This window comes from Sphingomonas taxi, assembly GCF_000764535.1.
Lineage (GTDB): Bacteria > Pseudomonadota > Alphaproteobacteria > Sphingomonadales > Sphingomonadaceae > Sphingomonas > Sphingomonas taxi.
On record NZ_CP009571.1, the window covers coordinates 448,191 to 466,129 of the forward strand.

The 17,939-nt window shown below is 66.6% G+C and carries 10 protein-coding genes; 4 read left to right on the plus strand and 6 right to left on the minus strand.

Annotated features, from left to right (window positions below):
- Positions 1–138: 138 nt before the first annotated feature.
- The 4 genes from MC45_RS01990 to MC45_RS02005 all read left to right on the plus strand — a co-directional run bounded on the left by MC45_RS01990 (position 139) and on the right by MC45_RS02005 (position 7,517).
- Positions 139–1,962: an alpha-amylase family glycosyl hydrolase gene (locus MC45_RS01990; RefSeq protein ID WP_038666230.1), complete on the plus strand. Its 1,824-nt coding sequence runs from the start codon at positions 139–141 to the stop codon at positions 1,960–1,962.
- Positions 1,959–3,566, plus strand: coding sequence for an alpha-glucosidase (locus tag MC45_RS01995; RefSeq protein WP_038658874.1), 1,608 nt, complete (start codon positions 1,959–1,961; stop codon positions 3,564–3,566). The genes MC45_RS01990 and MC45_RS01995 overlap by 4 nt, the downstream gene beginning before the upstream one ends.
- Entirely contained in the window at positions 3,563–5,656 is a 2,094-nt protein-coding gene (locus MC45_RS02000; protein WP_038658877.1) for a glycoside hydrolase family 97 protein, read from the plus strand. Before MC45_RS01995 ends, MC45_RS02000 begins: the two co-directional genes overlap by 4 nt.
- A 355-nt stretch (positions 5,657–6,011) precedes the next feature.
- Positions 6,012–7,517 carry an MFS transporter gene (locus tag MC45_RS02005; RefSeq protein WP_038658880.1) on the plus strand — a complete coding sequence of 502 codons (1,506 nt, stop codon included), beginning with the start codon at positions 6,012–6,014 and terminating at the stop codon, positions 7,515–7,517.
- Between the two features lie 36 nt (positions 7,518–7,553).
- Here the strand turns inward: MC45_RS02005 and MC45_RS02010 are convergent, their stop codons facing one another.
- The 6 genes from MC45_RS02010 to MC45_RS02035 all read right to left on the minus strand — a co-directional run bounded on the left by MC45_RS02010 (position 7,554) and on the right by MC45_RS02035 (position 17,774).
- Positions 7,554–10,373, minus strand: a complete 2,820-nt coding sequence (locus MC45_RS02010) for a TonB-dependent receptor (protein ID WP_245640817.1) — start codon at positions 10,371–10,373, stop codon at positions 7,554–7,556.
- A 388-nt stretch (positions 10,374–10,761) separates the two neighbouring features.
- Positions 10,762–11,544 (minus strand): energy transducer TonB, encoded by a 783-nt coding sequence (locus MC45_RS18545; RefSeq protein WP_156143757.1) that lies wholly within the window; start codon positions 11,542–11,544, stop codon positions 10,762–10,764.
- Positions 11,534–13,027 (minus strand): surface lipoprotein assembly modifier, encoded by a 1,494-nt coding sequence (locus MC45_RS02020; RefSeq protein ID WP_081974298.1) that lies wholly within the window; start codon positions 13,025–13,027, stop codon positions 11,534–11,536. Before MC45_RS02020 ends, MC45_RS18545 begins: the two co-directional genes overlap by 11 nt.
- A 28-nt stretch (positions 13,028–13,055) precedes the next feature.
- Positions 13,056–13,838, minus strand: coding sequence for a Slam-dependent surface lipoprotein (locus MC45_RS02025; RefSeq protein ID WP_038658883.1), 783 nt, complete (start codon positions 13,836–13,838; stop codon positions 13,056–13,058).
- Between the two features lie 114 nt (positions 13,839–13,952).
- A complete protein-coding gene (locus tag MC45_RS02030; RefSeq protein ID WP_245640818.1) occupies positions 13,953–17,057 on the minus strand; it encodes a TonB-dependent receptor domain-containing protein in 3,105 nt (1,034 codons plus the stop codon).
- 174 nt (positions 17,058–17,231) lie between these two features.
- Complete coding sequence (locus MC45_RS02035; protein WP_052075476.1) at positions 17,232–17,774, minus strand: sigma-70 family RNA polymerase sigma factor; 543 nt, start codon at positions 17,772–17,774, stop codon at positions 17,232–17,234.
- Positions 17,775–17,939 lie beyond the last annotated feature (165 nt).

Sequence of the window (17,939 nt, forward strand, 5' to 3'; positions counted from 1 at the left end):
AATCTACATCAGTGCGACGGGGCGGGATAGCGTCAGTGAATACGTATGCCCTATGCTTGGCTTGGCGCGCCCGCGTCCGCACAACGGCCCCGGATGCGGCCGGCGATGGATCGGGCGCACGACGATGCCGGGGGATGCATGCTGAAGCTCGCCACACGAACCGCGACCGCGCTTGCGCTGCTGTTCGCTGCCCCCGCCGTGTCCGCGCAGACCGCCGATTATCGCGCGCGGTTGCCGCAGGACGAGGTGATCTATTTCCTGCTCCCCGACCGGTTCGAGAATGGCGACACCGCCAACGATCGCGGTGGCCTCACGGGCGGCCCGCTCGTCACCGGCTTCGATCCGACGGCGAAAGGCTTCTATCACGGCGGCGACCTCAAGGGGCTGACCCGGCGGCTCGACTATATCCAGTCGCTCGGCGCGACGGCTTTGTGGGTCGGGCCGATCTTCAAGAACAAGCCGGTGCAGGGCGGCCCCGGCCGGCAATCGGCGGGCTATCACGGCTATTGGATCACCGACTTCACGCAGGTCGATCCGCATCTCGGCACCAATGACGATTTCGCCGCTTTGGTCGCGGCGGCGCATGCGCGCGGGATGAAGGTCTATATGGACATCATCATCAACCACACCGCCGACGTGATCCAGTATCGCGAATGCCAGGCAAAGCGCGAATGCCCGTATCGCAGCCGCGCCGATTATCCCTATCAGCGCCGGCTCGGCATCACCGGCAAGCCGATCAATCCGGGTTTCGCCGGTGACGACGTCCGCACGCCGGAGAATTTCGCGCGCCTGACCGATCCGGCCTATGCCTATACGCCCTTCGTTCCCGCCGCCGAAAAGGCGGTGAAGCTGCCGGCATGGCTCAACGACGTCACGCTCTACCACAATCGCGGCGACACGACCTATCGCAACGAGAGTTCGACGATGGGTGATTTCGTCGGCCTCGACGATCTGATGACCGAGAATCCGAAGGTCGTCGCGGGGATGATCGACATCTTCGGCGGCTGGATCGACCGGTTCGGGATCGACGGCTTCCGCATCGACACCGCGCGCCACGTCAACCCGGAATTCTGGACCGAATTCGTCCCCGCCATGCAGGCACGCGCGAAGGCGAAGGACATTCCCAATTTCCACATCTTCGGCGAGGTGTCGGATCACGAGGTGCGGCCGGCGGTGCTCGCGCAGCATACGATCGTCGACAAACTGCCCGCGGTGCTCGACTTCTCCTTCCGGCAGGCGGTGGTCGAGACGGTCGCCGGCACGCGTGGCACCGACGCGTTCGAGGCTCTGTTCGACGGCGATGCGCTCTATGCCAAGGGCTTCGACACCGCGGTGCAATTGCCGACCTTCACCGGCAATCACGACGACGGCCGCTTCTCGACCTTCGTCCGCAAGGCCTTCCCGCAGGCGAGCGACGCCGAGGTGATGGCGCGCGTCATGCTGTCCAACGCGATGCTGCTGACGCTGCGCGGCGTACCGACGATCTATTCGGGCGACGAACAGGGGTTCGTCAGCGACGGCAACGATCAGGATGCGCGCGAAGACATGTTCGCGAGCAAGGTCGCGGTCTATAACGACAACCGCCTGCTCGGCACCAATACCACCAACGCGACGGCGCATTTCGGGCAGGACAATCCGCTGTTCCGGCAGACCGCCGCGCTGGCGAAGCTGCGTCTGGCCACCCCGGCGCTCACCCGCGGTCGCCAGCAGCTGCGCGCCCGCGAGGAGACGCCGGGCCTGCTCGCCATCTCGCGTTTCGATCCGGACAGCGGCGCGGAGGTGCTGCTCGCCTTCAACACCGCGACGACGCCGCTCACCCGTCAGGTCGAGGTCGGCATCGGCGCGACCGGCGCGACCACGCTCTCCGGCAGCGGCTGCGGTGCGGTCGCCGCGCCGGGCAGCCTGACGATCACGCTTCCTCCCCTCGGCTATGCCGTCTGTGCCCTGAAGGCGACCCAATGACCCTGACTGACCGCCCGTGGTGGCACGGCGCGACCATCTACCAGATCTATCCGCGCAGTTTCGCGGACTCCAACGGCGACGGCATCGGCGACCTGCCGGGCATCACCGCGCATCTCGATCACGTCGCCAGCCTGGGCGTCGAGGCGATCTGGCTGTCGCCCTTCTTCCGCTCGCCGATGGCCGATTTCGGCTATGACGTGTCGGACTATTGCGACGTCGATCCGATCTTCGGCACGATCGCCGATTTCGACGCATTGGTCGTGCGCGCGCATGCACTGGGTCTCAAGGTGATCGTCGATCAGGTCTGGGCGCATACCAGCGACCAGCATCCCTGGTTCGTCGAGAGCCGGTCGAGCCGCGACAATCCCAAGGCCGACTGGTACGTCTGGCGCGATCCGCAGCCCGAGGGGTCGCCTCCGAACAATTGGCAATCGGTGTTCGGCGGTCCGGCCTGGACGTGGGACGCGCGCCGAGGCCAATATTACATGCACAATTTCCTGAAGGAACAGCCGCAGGTCAACGGCCACCATCCGGCGGTGCAACAGGCCTTCCTCGACGTCGCCCGCTTCTGGCTGGAGCGCGGCGTCGACGGCTTCCGCATCGACGCGATCAACTTCATGATGTTCGACCCCGATCTGCGCGACAATCCGCCCGCGCCGCTCGACGACGGCATCCCGCGCACGCGTCCGTTCGATTTCCAGCTGCACCAATACAATCAGAGCCACGATGCCATTCCCGGCTTTCTGGAGCGCGTGCGGGCTTTGTTCGACAGCTATGACGCGCGCTTCACCGTCGCCGAGGTCGGTGGTGCGGACAGCGATCGCGAGATGAAGCTGTTCACCGCGGAAGGGCGCCGCCTGCACAGCGCTTATGGTTTCGACTTCCTCTATGCGCCGACACTGACGCCGGGGATCGTCGCGGAAGCGATCGACAAATGGCCCGAACAGGACGGCGTCGGCTGGCCGAGCTGGGCGTTCGAGAACCACGATGCGCCGCGGGCGATTTCGCGCTGGGCGGGGCAGGGCGATCCCCGTGCCTTCGCGCGCATGAAGATGCTGCTGCTGGCCAGCCTGCGCGGCAATATCTTCCTTTATTACGGCGAGGAACTCGGCCTGACCCAGGTCGCGGTGCCGTTCGAGGATCTTCAGGACCCCGAGGCGATCGCCAACTGGCCGCAGACGCTGTCGCGCGACGGCGCGCGCACGCCGATGGCGTGGCGCAGCGATGCCGCCAATCTGGGCTTCTCGACCGCCCGGCCGTGGCTGCCGGTCGGTGCCGATCATGCCGCGCTGGCAGTCGACCGGCAGGAGCGCGATCCGCATGCCCTGCTGCACTGGACGCGCGAGACGCTGGCGCTGCGCAAGCGGCACCCCGCGCTGCTGACCGGCGACATTCGCGTCGTCGCGGCGGACGCGGCGATGCTCGCGATCGAACGCCGCGCATCGGACGAGACGATGCTCTGCGTCTTCAACCTGTCGCCCGAGCCGCAGCGCTGGGCGCCCGAGCAGCCCGATGCGTGGCGGCCGGTCGTCGAAAACGCGACACAGGGCTGGCATTTCGACGGATATGGCGCACTGATCGCCACCAAAATGGGAGAGGCATGATGAAGCATTACACGATCGGGGGCGCCCTCGCGCTGGCGCTGCTGACGAGCACGGCGATCGCGCAGACCGACGCCAATGGCGTCGCCCAGATCCCGACCGTCGCTGCCCAGCCGGCGGCGACCGCGACCTCGCCCGACAAATCATTGGTGGTGACGATCGCGCTCGATAACGACGGCCGCCCGACCTATGCGGTGACGCGCAAGGGCAAGCCGGTGCTCAACCCCAGCAAGCTCGGCGTCATGTTCACCGACGCACCCAAGATCGAGCGCAACCTCGAACTGATCGGCAAGACGACCGCGTCGGCGGACAGCAGCTGGACGCAGCCGTTCGGCGAATGGAAGACGATCCGCGATCGGCATAACGAGCTTGCCCTCCGCTTCCGCGAGAAGACCGGGCTGAAGCGTGAGATGGACGTCACCTTCCGCATCTTCGACGACGGCATCGGTTTCCGCTACAGTTTCCCCGACCAGCCCAATCTGCATCAGGCGAACATCGCCGACGAGCTGACCGAATTCGCCTTCGCGCAGAACGGCACGGCATGGTGGAAGCCTGCGCTCCAGTGGAATCGCGAGGAATATCTCTACGAGAAGACCCCGCTCGACGCGGTCGGCACCGCGCAGACGGTGATGACGGTCAAGCTGGCCGACGGCACGCATGCCGCGGTGCACGAGGCCGCGCTGATCGATTATGCCGCAATGAATCTGGCGCGCAGCGAGGGCAATACGTTCAAGGCGGCGCTGACCCCCGGCGCCGGCGCGCCCAAGGTCGTGCGGACCGCACCCTTCGCCTCGCCGTGGCGGACGGTGATCCTGTCCGACGATGCGCCCGGCCTGTACATGAGCCACCTCGAGCTCAACCTCAACGAGCCGAACAAGCTCGGCGACGTCAGCTGGATCAAGCCCGGCAAGTTTGTCGGCGTGTGGTGGAACATGATCAAGGGCGACTGGACCTGGGCAACCGGCCCGAAGCACGGCGCGACCACCGCCAACGTCAAGACCTATATCGACTTCGCCGCCGCCAATCGCATCCCCGGCGTGCTCGTCGAGGGCTGGAACGTCGGCTGGAACGGCGACTGGTTCGGCAATGGCAACGACATGCAGTTCGACCAGCCGACCCCCGATTTCGACGCGGCGGAACTGTACCGCTACGCCAAGGCGAAGGGTGTCTATCTGGTCGGCCATAACGAGACCGGCGGTTCGGCGAGCCATTACGACGCGCAGCTCGACCGCGCCTTCTCCTATGCGCGCGACCACGGCATTCCGGTCATCAAGACCGGCTATGTCACCGACGCCGGCCAGATCGAGCGCGTCGATGCCGACGGCACCAGGAAGCGCGAATGGCACGAGGGCCAGTGGATGGCGAACCACTATCTGCGCGTCGTCCAGACCGCCGCCAAATACAAGGTCGGCATCGACAGCCACGAGCCGATCAAGGACACCGGCCTGCGCCGCACCTATCCCAACTGGCTGAGCCGCGAGGGTGGCCGCGGGATGGAATATAACGCTTGGCCGGGCAAGAACCCGCCGAACCACGAAGCCAATATGTTCTTCACGCAATGGCTCGGCGGCCCGATGGACTTCACCCCCGGCGTGCTGAGCCTCGAGGGGTCGGGCGGCAGCCCGTTGCTGTCGACCGAGGCGAAGCAGCTCGCGCTGTACGTCGTGATCTACTCGCCGGTGACGATGGCGGCGGACACGCCCGAGAATTACGCCAAGCACATGGACGCCTTCCAGTTCATCCGCGACGTGCCGGTCGACTGGTCGGAGACGCGCGTGCTCAATGGCGAGGTCGGCGAGTACGTGACGGTGGCGCGCAAGGACCGCGCCGGCGAAGATTGGTATCTCGGCAGCATCACCAACGAGGCGCCGCGCATGCTCACCGTCGCCCTCAACTTCCTTGATTCCGGGCGTAACTATACCGCTGAGGTGTATCGCGACGGCGCGGGCGCGGATTACCGGACGTCGGCGCGCCATGCGATCGCGATCGAGAAGCGCAGCGTGAAGAAGGGCGACACGCTGTCGCTCGCGCTGGCGCCGGGCGGCGGACAGGCGATCCGCTTCGTCGCCGCCGGCAAGGCGCGGCGGCGGTGATCCGCCGGGGGCGGGCGCGCGCGACGGTTGCCAAACCCACGCCGTCATGCCGGACTCGTTCCGGCATCCACCGGCTCGCAGATGCGGAAAGCGTTGCTCACCGGGGTGACGGAGGGTTTGGGGAGGCCGGTTGCCGGGCCCCGTACAGCCGCGGCATCGCCTATGGCCGATCGGGTGTCGCGGCGGTTCCCACATCGTTCGTCATGCCGGACTTGATCCGGCATCCCGCTTCCTCTTGGCGTCGTGCAGCAAGAAGCGGGACCCCGGCGCAGGGCCGGGGTTACGGTGGGACGCGAGAGCGTGCGAGGCCAGCATCGACCCTATACCAAGTCCCCGCGATCCACCGGCGCGCGCCATGACCGCCGTCGCACGGCCGCGGCAGAGCTGGGCGGGTCTCTGGAACATCTCGTTCGGCTTTTTCGGCATCCAGATCGGCTTCGCGCTCCAGAACGCGAACATGAGCCGCATCTTCCAATCGCTCGGCACCAGCCTCGACGATCTGCCGGCGCTGTGGGTCGCGGCGCCGCTGACCGGGCTGCTGGTGCAGCCGGTGATCGGCCATCTCAGCGACCGCACCTGGCTGGGTCGCCTCGGCCGGCGGCGGCCCTATTTCCTCGCCGGCGCGATCCTCGCCGCGATCGCGCTGCTGCTGATGCCCGAGAGTCCGGGGCTGCTGATGGCGGCGTTGCTGCTCTGGCTGCTCGATGCGTCGCTCAACGTCTCGATGGAGCCGTTCCGCGCCTTCGTCGGGGACATGCTCGACAAGGACCAGCATGCCGCCGGCTATGCGGTGCAGACCGCCTTCATCGGTGCGGGCGCGGTGTTCGGGTCGATTTTCCCGTGGCTGCTCGAACACCTCGGCGTATCGAACGTCGCGGCGAGCGGCGGCATCCCCGATACGGTGCGCTTCGCCTTCTGGTTCGGGGGCGCCGCGCTGTTCCTCGCGGTGCTGTGGACGGTGCTGACCACGCGCGAATATTCGCCCGCGGAGATGGCGGGATTCCACGGCGAGGCCGATGCGGAGGATCAGGCGCAGGTGACGCGCACACTCGCTGCGCGCCGGCTGGCCGGCAGCAGCGTGTGGATCGCGACGGGGGCGATCGTCGTCGCCGGCGTCGCGGTACTGAGCCTTGAGAAGGAAGTGTATCTGCTCGGCGGCCTGCTGATCGCTTATGGACTGGCGAGCATTCTCGCCATCCTGCGCGCGCGGGGCGGACGGCCGGTCGACATGCTCGGCCATATCGTCGGCGATTTCGGCGGCATGCCGGTGCTGATGAAGCGGCTGGCGGTCGCCCAATTCTTCAGCTGGTCGGCGTTGTTCATCATGTGGATCAACACCACGCCAATCGTCGCCGGGGCCTTTTACGGCGCGCCCGACGCGCGCAGCCCGCTCTATCAGGCCGGGGCCAACTGGGTCGACGTGCTGTTCGCCGCCTATAACGGCATCGCTGCGGTGGCGGCGCTGACGCTGCTGCCGCTGCTGGCGCGGCGGATCGGGCAGGCGCGCACGCATATCGTCGGGCTGCTGTGCGGCGCGGCGGGCTTCGCGAGCTTCTTCGTCGTCACCGATCCGAGATGGCTGCTGGCGAGCGAGATCGGCATCGGCATCGCCTGGGCGTCGATCCTCGCCATGCCCTATGCGATCCTCGCCTCCAGCCTGCCGCAGCGCAAGCTTGGCATCTATATGGGATTGTTCAACGTCTTCGTCGTCGTGCCGCAATTGCTGGTCGCGACGGTGATGGGCTCGATCACCAAGCATTTCTTCCCGACCGAGCCGATCTGGACGCTCGCCTTCGCCGCCGGCGCGTTGCTGCTCGCCGCGCTGGCGATGACGCGCGTGACGGCAGGCGCGACGCGATGAACGGCGCCGGACACGACGGTCCGGCGCCGTCGACCGTCAGAAGGTGATGCGCGCGACGCCGGCGATCTGCCGGTCGCTCATGATCGCATCGCGCGGTCGGGTGGTGACGCCGTAATAGGTCGACCGCACCGTATTGGTGAGATTGGTGCCGTTGAGTGTCAGCGACAGATGCGGCGTCACGTTGGCGGTGATCGACGCGTCGAGCTGCCCGGACGATTTCTGGAAGATGGGCAGATTGCCCGTGCCGTTGGCCGAGGTCGTCACCAGGAACTTGTTGCGCCAATTGTAGGCGACGCGGGCCGAAATCAGGCCATGTTCGTAGATACCGACCAGATTGTAGTTGTACTTTGACAGGCCCTCCAGCGGCAATTGCGTCACCGGCCCCTGGCTCGCCGGGCTCGGCGCCTCGGAGTCGACGTAGGTGAAGTTCGCCTGCATGCCGAGGCCGCTCAGCGCGCCGGGGAGGAAGTCGAAGAACTGCTGATAGGCGATCTCCGCGCCCTTCACCTTGGCCTTGCTGGCATTGTCGTAGGTCGTCACGTCGTAGAGCGCGGTGACGCCGTCGGTGAAGGTGACGCTACGCGGCACGATCACCGTCTGGATGTAGTTGGAGATGTTCTTGTAGAAGCCGGCGACGCTCACCGACCCGGTCCGCGCGAAATACCATTCGAGCGAGGCGTCGAGGTTGCTCGACCGCATCGGCTTGAGGAACGGATTGCCGGTCGAGGTCGTATGCTGCTGGTCGATCTGCGCAGTGCCGGGCTCGGTGATCGTCAGCGTCGGGTTGAGCTGGTTGAAGTTCGGGCGCGAGATGTTCTTCGATGCGGCGAACCGCAATTGCAGCCGCTCGGTGAGATGCGCGCGCAGGTTGAGGCTCGGCAGCACCGACGTGTAATCGTTGCTCTGGTCGTTTGCCGTGAAGGTCGGTGCGGCGGTCTGCTGCGTGCCGTCCGGCGCTGTGATCAGGTCGATCTGCTGGTAGAAGCCGGTCACCGCCACCTTGGTGCGGACTACGCGGACGCCGACGTTGCCGTCGATCGGCACGGGCAGCGCGTCCGCCTTGAAGAAGGCGGCGAGATAGCCCGTATAGGTCTTCTGCGCCTGCGTATTGGTTCCGCTGGGCTGGAAGGTCGGCGTCGAGGTGATGCCGAGCGTCGCCCGCGTCGCATCGTAGTTCAGCACCGTCGGCAGCGAGAAAGCCTGGATGTCGCCGAACAGATTGGCGTCGCCACGAAAGAAGTCGCCGAGGTCGACATAGCGGAGATTGCCCGCCGGTCCGGTCAGCCCGGTGTAGCGATAGCCGGTATCGTTGGTGCGGTTGCGGCGATCGGCGTAGCGGACGCCGGCCTTGATCGAGCTGAGGATGCCGCCGTCGAAGCGATATTCGCCGTCGAGCCGGCCGACCTTGTCGGTGCCCTTCGAATTGTTGAGATTGTCGAGGTAGAAGCCGTTGCTGTAGGTCGCCGGGCTGGCGAGCCCCGCCGCCGAGGTGATCTGGAACGACGGAATGTCGCCGCGGATATCCTGGGTCAGCGTCGTCGCAGTGCCGCTCAGGCCGACGATCGAATTGAGGTTGTTGGTCTTCGAGTCGACGTACTGGCCGTCGGCGGTGATCGTCAGATTGGGTGTCGGCCGCCATTTGGCGTTGAGCGAATAATCGGTGGTCACCGAATGGCGCGCGCCGATCGAGGTGTTGTTGCCGATCGGCACGTTGACGAAGGTGCCGCTCTGGAAATCGCCGTTGGGTGCATAAGTGAAGGGCGCACCCGCCTGCGGCGTGATCGCGACGCCGCTGGTATAGGCGAAATAGCTGTAGCCGTAGGAGCGCAGCTTGTAATCGTTGCGGAAATATTCGCCGGTGAATTCGAGCGTGTCGGACGGCCGCCATTGCAGCGAAACGTCGACACCGAAGCGGCGGCGGTCGCCGGGCACTTCGCCGATGCCGGTGCCGTGCGGCAGCGTCGTCGTCTGGCCGGTGCGGCCGAGCGTCGCCAGCGTCGCGGCATCGCCGGCGTTGGTCGGATCGAGCGTGTAAAACGGCTCGGTCGAGATCGTGTCCTGGCGGAAGGCGGTCTTCTGATAGGAGGCGCTGGCGAGGATGCCGATCTCGCCGATGCCGGTCGACCAGCGATCGCTGAGCAGCAGCGACGCCGCCGGCTTGCTCCGGCGTGCGAGATCGTAATAGGTGTTGGTCACCGACGCGGACGCCTTGGCACCGTCGAAGTCGAACGGCTTGCGGGTGCGGAAGTTGATCGTGCCGCTGAGCTGATCCTCGATCAGGTCCGCCGACGGATTCTTGTAGACGTCGATGCCGGCGAGCAGCTCGGACGGCACATCTTCAAGGCTGAGCGAGTTGCTCGATCCGCTGGCGGTGAAGATGTCGCGGCCGTTGAGCTCGGTGCGGACCTGGGTTAGGCCGCGGATCGCGACCGAACTGCCCTCGCCGAACGCCCGCTGGATCTGGACGCCGGAGATGCGCTGCAAGGCCTCGGCGATATTGCGGTCGGGGAGCTTGCCGATGTCTTCCGCGACGATCGAATCGACGATCTGCGCCGCGTTGCGCTTGATGTTCTGCGCCGACTGGAGGCTGGCGCGGACACCCGTGACAACGATGTCATCGCCGGCCGAAGGCGTGGTGGGGCTTGGGTCGACGGCCTGTCCCTGATCGCCGCTCGGGGCGGCGGTGCCGCTGTTCTGCTGCGCTTCGGCCGCTGCGACGGGGGCGGGGCCGTCCTGCGGCGGCGCCGTCTGCGCCTGTGCGGCCGAGCCGGCCAGAGCGATCGCCAGCAGCGATACCGTCGCGTGGAAGCCCTTGTCGCGACCCAAGCGCGTGCGCACCATCGAACCCGTCATCATTCTCTCTCCAGCCGATCCGGCCGCGGCGATACCGCCGCGCCTGACTTGCAGACGTCGTGCTCGGCCCGTCGCGAACGTCTCGGGGCGCCGCCTAATCCACTGGAAAACGCATTTATACGACAAATGAGAATTTACAGGCGAATGTTCTAGCGCATTGGTAAAAATGTCGCAGAAGGGCCTGTTCGGGCTGATCCATGTGAAGCGAGCGGTGTATGCGAGCTAACGTATGGAGATCGGGTGGTCATGTCCCGCGCAGGGTGGCTAGGTTCGGCTGGTCATGCCGCTGGGGCTGCTGCTGTCCGGCCTCACCATCGGCGGCGTGGCGCGTGGATGACCGCGCTTGAGCTATGGCTAATTCAGACAAATCCATCGCACGTGAACGATGGGGTCAGCCCCGCAGGCTGAACTGGATCGGCAGCTCGACCGAGACCGGATCGCCCGGAATATCGGGCGTCGGCGCGGGCAGGGGCGAGCCGCGCCTGATGGTCGCCAGCGCTTCGCCATCGAGCAACGGATAGCCGCTGCCGCGCACGATCCGCGCCGAACGGACGATGCCCTGACGATCGACGCCGATCGCGACCAGTGCCACGCCCTGCTGCCCGTCGCGTTCGGCGACGCGGGGATAGCGCAGCAGCGGCCGGAGATGCGCGAGGATATCGCCCTGCCAATTGGCCCGCGCCGCGCGTTCCGCCGCGGCGGTTCGCCCCGATGTGGGTTGCGCGGCGGCAGGAGCGGCGCTTGCCGGGGTGGTGGCGTCGGCGGGCTGGTCGCTGTGCCCCTGCGGGCGGGGCAGCGCGGGCGTCGCGGGTTCGGCCGGAGCGGGATGCGGGGCGGGGAGCTGGACGAGCGGCACCGGCACCGGCGGCGTCGGCGGCGGCGTCTCGGTCCGGCGCGGCATCTCCTGCGCCGGGGTGGTCGCCTGCGCGGTCGCGGATGCGTCTTGCGCGGCAGGGGGGACGTCGAACACGGCCAGCGCGGGCGCCGGCCGACTGCTCGGTGCCGTGGAGGGGGCCGCCCAGTGCCAGAGCGCGATCGCCGCCAACACGACATAGACCAGCGCCGTGCCGCCGAGCCCGAGCAAATTCTCGCCATGCCGGCGCCGCGCGGCATAGGAGGCGGTGGGCCAGCCGGTCGCCATCGGCGCCGGCGCGAATGCTAGGTCAGAAGACATGATCCATCCTCAGGCTGACGCTGGTGCGCCGGTAGGAATAGAGCCAGTCGACGTTGCTGCCGACGCGGCTGTGCTGGACGAGCAGGCTGGGGCTGAGGCCCGCGACCTTCGCGCCGGGGAGGCGGGCGAGCATCGTGTAATTCCGCTCGACGTCGCGGCGTCTGGCGTCGAGCAGCGGGCTGAACGCGCCATAGTCGCGGCGGCGGAGCGAGGCGGTCAGCAGCAGGTCGACCGCCGCGCCGATCGTCCGGTCGAGCCCGAGCCGCGCGCCATATTGGCGATAGGCGTTGACCCGATCGCCGGCGCGCTTGTCGAGCAGATCCGGCCCGCCGAACACCGTCCAGCCGTGCGGCAGCGTGTGGAAGCCGGTCAGCCACGCATCCGCCTGCCGCCCGTCGTAATCGCGATAACCGTCGCGCCGGTAGCGATAGTCGCGCCAGTTGCCCTCGACCCGGACGAGCGTGCGCGACCCGAACCCGCGGCTATATTCGCCGTGCAGACCCCAGGCATCGTAGAGCCGCTGGCCCCCCAGCGTGCCGAGATCGAACGAGGGGGCGAGGACCAGCCCGGTAGCGGCGGTGCGGCGGTCGTAGCCCGCGTACAGCGACAGCGCGGTCTGGCTGTAGCGGCCGTGGCCGGGAAAGAGATCGCCGAAGGCGAGCGCCCGGCCGCCGATCCCGTCATGGCCGGCGAGCGGCAGGCGCAGCGTGGCATTGCCCTCGATATTGATCCCGCGCGCGGCGATCGGATCGGGCACCTTGCGGTCGAACAGGCAATCCCCCGAGGCGCCGGGGATCAGGCAGGTATAGCTCGCCGACGACTGGTTGAGGTTGGAGCTGTATTCGGGGCCGAACGACACCATGCCCTGCACGCCGCGCCTTTTGCGCAGGGCGGCGAGAAAGGTGTCGACCGTCCGCACCACGCCCGCCGCCTTGTCGCCCTGCGCGAGCAGCGCGCCGCGCACGCCGGCGAAGGCCTGCGCCGCCTCGCGATCGCGGCGGTCAAGGAACAGCACGCGCGCCAGTTCGAGCCGGCCGGGCACGAAATCGGGCTGCGCCGCGACGAGCGCGCGATAGGCGCGCTCCGCCCCCGCCATGTCGCCCGCCTCGCGCGCGAGGCCGCCTTCGGCGTAGAGGATCAGCCCGTCCTCGTGACCGGGGAGGGCGCGATAGGCGGCGAGGAAGCGACGCACGTCCGCCCAGCGTCGCCGCATGATCGAGACGTAGAGCGCCGCGCCCGTGTCGCTGGCGTTGCGGCCGACGGCATAGGTGGTGCCGTCGATCTCGACGCTGGTCGGATCGAGCCGCTCGGTCTCGTCGCGCACCCGCGTTTCGGCCTCGGCCTTGCGCTGCTCGACGGTCTGGTCGAGGCGCAGGCGCGTGTCGCCGCTGCCGGCCTGCTGGGCGAGCGCGGGCGAGGGACAAGCGGCGGCCAACAGGGCGCCGGCGATGCCGACGCCCCGCGGGCCAAGGACGGAGGCCATGACGGCCCCCGTCCCCCGACGCATCGGATCAGTTCTTCGTGCCACCGAAGGCCGCGTTGTACTGACGGGCATTGTCGAACTTGACCAGACCGGCCAACGCCGCGGCGTTCGCGCCGTAGAAGCGGCCCTCGACCGCACCGCCCGAAGCGACCGTCGTCCCCGACTGGGTCGCGCTCGCACCGGTTCCGCCGAAAGTCGAGTCGGTCTTGATCGTGGCGGTGCCGATGTTCACCCCATAGCCCGACGCGCTGTTGGCGATGCTGCCGGTCAGCGTGCCCGACGAGCCCGAGGCGAAGTTGGCGGTGAAGGTGCCGGTTAGCAAACCCTTGTTGGCATAGTCGCTGATGCCCCGGACCGCATAGGTCGCCGAGCCGCTGGTCGGCACGGTCGTGCCGGTCGTGGTGCCGGCATAATAGACCGTATGATCGGTGCTGCCCGAGCTGGCATTGCTGCTCCACTCGCCGAACCAGACGTCATTGTTGCCCGCCTGCGCGAAGTGGAACAGGCCGAGGTTGCGATGATCGTCGGGTCCGGTGGTCGGATTGTTGATCGTCGTCACGCCGTTCAGGTCGGTCGAGCCGTTGCCCTTCAGGTCCTGGAAGGCGACATGATTGTCGATACCCGTCGCCTTGGCACCGAGCCCGGCTTTGCCTTCTGTCGGATGCGACGGGCCAAAGGCCGAACTTACTCCAACCGTGATGTTCGTTAAGTCGCTCGTACCGCCTTTAACGTCTTGCGCATGAGCGGTGCCGGCGAGCGACATCGCAACGGCGGCGGAGGCGGCGAACAGCTTGAAGTTGGTCATTTTCATGATACGTCTCCTGCTTGGTAACGCATCCGGCCATTCCGGATGCGGGTATCCGGCAGTCGCTGCCCGGCCATGGGTTTGCATGTCAGGCGCGGCGGCGGCTGCCGAATTCGGGTGTCACAGCCTCCCCGTCAGGCTGAGACGCAGCGTCCGTCCCGGCGAGGGATTGAGCGTGCGGCTGAGCGGGTCGCTGTAGTAATGATCGGTCAGATTGGTGCCGTTGATCTCGGCGGTGAAGCGATCATCGACGCGGAAGCGGACATAGGCGTCCACCGTCAGGTTCCTGCCCCATGCATAGGGAACGTTGAGCGCATAGCCCTGGACCGGATCGGGGGAGTTTAGCAGCGTGTCGAGCAGCGGGTTGTTATACTGGCTGTACCAGACGAAGCGGGGGCCGAATTCCAGTCGACGATCGAGCAGCCGCGCACCCAGCGTCAGGTTGAGCGAGTCGTCCGGCGCGGCCTGCGTCAGCAAATAACCTTGATAAAAGCCATATTTGACGCAGGCTGGAATCTTGCCGAGCCAAGTAGAACCGGAGTCCGTTACCAATGCTCTGGTTTCGTCGCAGACGCGATTGGTGAAGACGTGGGCATAACCGATGTCGCCGAACACGCTGCCGTTATCGTATCGCGCCTGCGCCTCGATGCCCGACAGGATTTGCTTGTCGAGATTGGAGGACTGAAGGTTGGTGTTGCGATCGATCACGTCGGTCGTGACGTTGCGATACCAGGTCAGGCGAAAGTCCGCCTTCCGGCCGTCACCGAGCCGGAGCAGGGGGCGCAAGTCCTGAATATAGGCGGCCTCGAGCGAATGCATATGCTCCGGCCTCAATGGATAGTCGGCGTTGAGCGATTGTGAAAAGCCCGACGTGCTTTCGAATAGGCTGGGATACCGGAAATATTCGGCATAGCGGACATAAGCGCGTGCCGAATGGCTCAGATAGGCTGTCGCTGATGCTGTCGGCGCCCAGTCATGGCCGGAAAGCCGCGTATCGGCCATCGCAAGGTTCCGAAAGGCGAATATCTGATCGATAGCGCAAACGCTTCGACCAGAGTAATCCGGTCTATAGCGCGAACTGTCGCTATATGCCCCGTTCAGACAGTCGATCTGCGATCGTGTGATCTTGCCTCGCGCATCTGGATAGAATGGATCGAAATAGGCATAACCAGTCCAGCCATTAAGCTTTGGTGTGTAGTTGGCAGCTGCGGTGTCGGCCAGCAGGGTGGCGTCGGCGATCGAATTTCCCCAATAGATGGCCTTGCCATATGTATCGCGTCGGTAATCGTCTTTGCTCTGGATCTTGAACGATCCCACCCTGTTCACATATCCCGCTACGCCTCTGACCAACAGCTTGTCGCCCGCCGCGATCGCTGCGCGAAGCTTGTCGTCGATTGCGTGGAATCCAGCATAGGTGACGCCGGCATCGAGCTTGAGGAAGCTGGCCGGGCGCCATTCGGCCTTCATGTCGATGCGATATTCGCCGCGCCGCCCCGAACGGTTGTTGCCGCAGAAGAAGCCGCAATAGCTCGCCCCGCGCGCGACCGCGGACTCGCCGGTCGGGCGCAGCACCTCGCGCTGCCAGTTGCCCTGCAGCAGCAGGTCGAAGCGCGAACCGAATTTGAACTGGTTGCTGGCGATCGCGCCGAAGCGGTCGTTGCGCTGGTGCAGGATCGCGGTGTCGCGCAGGATCGGGTCGCTATAGGATGCGGCCTGCGGATAGCCGCCGTTGCTGTTGGTGTCGCTGAGCGTGTGTGTGTCCCAGAAGCTCGCCTTGAAGTCGAGCCACCAGAGGTTCGGCTTCAGTTTATAGTCGACGTTATACGCCTGCGAATGGACGTGGCCGAGCGTCCACTGGATTGATCCGATGTCCGCACCGCCCCAGCCGACCACGCGCGACGGCAGGATGTCGCCATAGGTCGAGCGCGTGTCGCGGAACCCGGCCTTTAGGTAGGAGGCATCGTCGATGTGCCAGACCGCCTTGGCCAGCCATGACGACGTCCGCGACGAGGTGTTGGTGACCTCGTAGCCGGGCCGGTAGTTGAACGCCATGCGCTGGATGAACGTGCCTTGCTTCTTGGGATCGGCATTGACCTGCGAATAATAGCCGGCGTCATGCTCACCGGCGAAATAATTGCCGCGGGTGCGATAGGCATAGGCGCCGAGCAGATCGATCGTGCCCAGCCGGCCCGCCACGGCGATGCGCGCCGCCTTGTCGCCGAACGAGATGAGGTCATTGTCGTTGGGACCGCGAGCTTTGACCTGCACCGCCGGGTCGCGCGACGGATAATTCACGAGCCCCTCGGTTTTGCCGTTGCCGGGGAACAGGGGGAGGTCGCGATAGCTCTGCCCGAGGCTGAGCCGGGGGAGCCGCGGCGCGGTGGAATTGTCGCCGCCTTCCAGCTTGGCCTCGATGCCGAACGTCTGCCCCTTGCGCAGGATATCGGTGGCGTCGAGCGTGTGGACGACGACCGCGCCGCCGCTCGATCCGTCGACGCCGCGCTCCGACACCGGCCCCTTCGCGACCTGGATGCCCGCGATCAGATTGGGATCGATATAGGCGCGGTTGCTCGCGCCGTTATAGCCGCGCCAGACGGTCAGCGCCTGTTCGGTGCCGTCGATGATCACCGGCACGCGGCCGGGGCCGGAAATGCCGCGGATGCTCGGGTCGATGCCGCCGCCGTTGCGCGCGTCGCCGCTATAGACGCCGAGCATGCCCTTGAGCACGTCCGCCGGGGTCACGCCCTTGTACCGCTCGACCTCGTCCTTGCCCATATAGGTGGTGGTCGTGTCGCGGTCGTAGATGTCATCATAGCCGCGCGCGTCGCGCGCGCTGCCGCCCTCGGCGGTCTGCTGGCCCTCGACGCGCAGCGCATCGGTGGTGATCGTGTCCGCCGTCGCGGGCGCGGGCAGCCGCTCGATCGTCACCCGGTCGCCGCGCAGCCGCCCGGTGAAGCCGGTTCCCGCCAGCAGCCGGGCGAGCGCCGCCTCCGCCGTCCGCCGCCCGCTGACGCCCGGCGATGCCGCCGCCCGGATTGCGTCGTCCGGCGCGTCGATCTGCACGCCCGCCTGCTGTCCGAACGTGATCAGCGCCTCGCCCAGCGGCCCCGCGGCGATGGCGAAATCCCGCGCCCGTGCCTGCTCTGCTTGCTGTGCCGCGGCCACGCCCGGCGCCACCACCCCCGCGAGCGCGGTCGCGCCCAGCCATGTCGCACGCCACACCACGATCGCCGCGCACCGCCCCCGCAGTCCGCCGCTGGTCCGTTCCGTCCTTCGCACTTGCTTACCCCCATTTCACGTTCCGGCCGTTGATGCGAACGCGTCGCATTAGCCTATATATGGAACGCAGTGGCGGCCGGGATTTTCGGAGAATAATGCGCGACGAACACCGCGCGGCGGTCATTTCGGCTGACGCAGCGCGCTGCGGCAGCGGGCGACGCCCTCGGCGACGAGGCCGTGTGCGGTCGTCACCGACACGCTGAGCCGTTCGGCGATCTGGGTCAGCGTCGCGCCTTCGATCCGGTGCATCTCGACCGCCCGCCGCATCCGGACCGGCATCGTCTCGAACAAAGCGGCCAGTGCGCGCAATTCGTCACGGGCGATGGCCTGGCTTTCCGGCGACGGATCGAGGCTTGGCACGTCGACGGGCGGCGTGTCGGCGTTATCGGCAAACAGCGACGACTGGACGGAACGCCGACGCCGCCAGTCGCGGCTGAGATTGTCGACGACGGTGCGTAGATAGGGCAGGGTCTCACGCTGCGCCTGACCGGCGGCGGCGGCGTCGAAGCGCAGCCAGGCGTCCTGCAGCAGATCCTCCGCGATACTCCCGTCACCGGTGAGTCTGACGGCGCGCCCGAGCAGCTTGGCGCGCGACACCAGATAGAGCCGCAGCCGCCGCTCGGCGGCGGTCATGCCCTGCTCCATGTCGACGTAGCGGGTCATACCGAAGTGGACCTAGTGTATATGCTAACGACTCGCAATATCCTATCGGCTTAGGACAGGCACTCGTTGGTCGTGGTTACGGTCGGCGACATCGCGAGAGTCGGAGAAGCCTCTATTTTTCCAGCCAGCCCGTTTCCCGGTGGTCCGCTCCTAAAATGGATCGCG